Source organism: Neoalteromonas flava (genome assembly GCF_002807685.1).
GTDB lineage: Bacteria > Pseudomonadota > Gammaproteobacteria > Enterobacterales > Alteromonadaceae > Alteromonas_E > Alteromonas_E flava.
The window spans coordinates 1-518 of sequence record NZ_PEAX01000027.1 but is presented as its reverse complement, the minus strand read 5'-3'; the positions used below and the strand labels follow the sequence as shown (position 1 = coordinate 518).

1 protein-coding gene is annotated in these 518 nt (G+C 40.3%); it reads right to left on the bottom strand.

The genetic code is table 11. The annotated features are described in order from the left end of the window. Window positions 1-112 precede the first annotated feature (112 nt). Window positions 113-518 (bottom strand): hypothetical protein (locus CSH92_RS16985; protein WP_100658844.1); only part of this gene is annotated, 406 nt, incomplete at its 5' end.

Below are 518 nucleotides of genomic sequence, written 5' to 3'. Positions count from 1 at the left end.
TAACGCCCCGCATAAAGGGCAGCTGCTTGTGGGCTAAACTTGCGCGTAGCGCCAGCCCACAAGTAGATGTCCGCGCGAACGAAGTGAGTTTTAATGCGTTTGTTAGGTGCTTTCACTGATTTAAATATTGCCTTTGAAGAAATACTAAATGAAGAGTAACTATTAGTGTCATTAAAAAGGAGACTAATAAAAACCAATTAGTTTGTCCTGCCAAGTAGCCTACGAAAGAAGCTGCTACCACGCCAGCAAAAATATAAATTTTAAGACGTTTAGGAGGTGTATTAGGTTTTTCAGGATGTAGTGTTAAAGTTAGAAGGCTTATAGCTCCCCAAAAACCTAGTAAACCGGCAACAACTAAAACCAAATAATATGACGTTTCAAACGCTCCTTGAAACAAGCCAACGATAAAAATTGGTGAAAAGACCACGCCCATAGCTAAAACTATTACTGGAACGGCAAACCCTGCGAAAAATTCAAGCAGATACAAAAAACGCTTTGTAGCAGACATGGCACCTAAC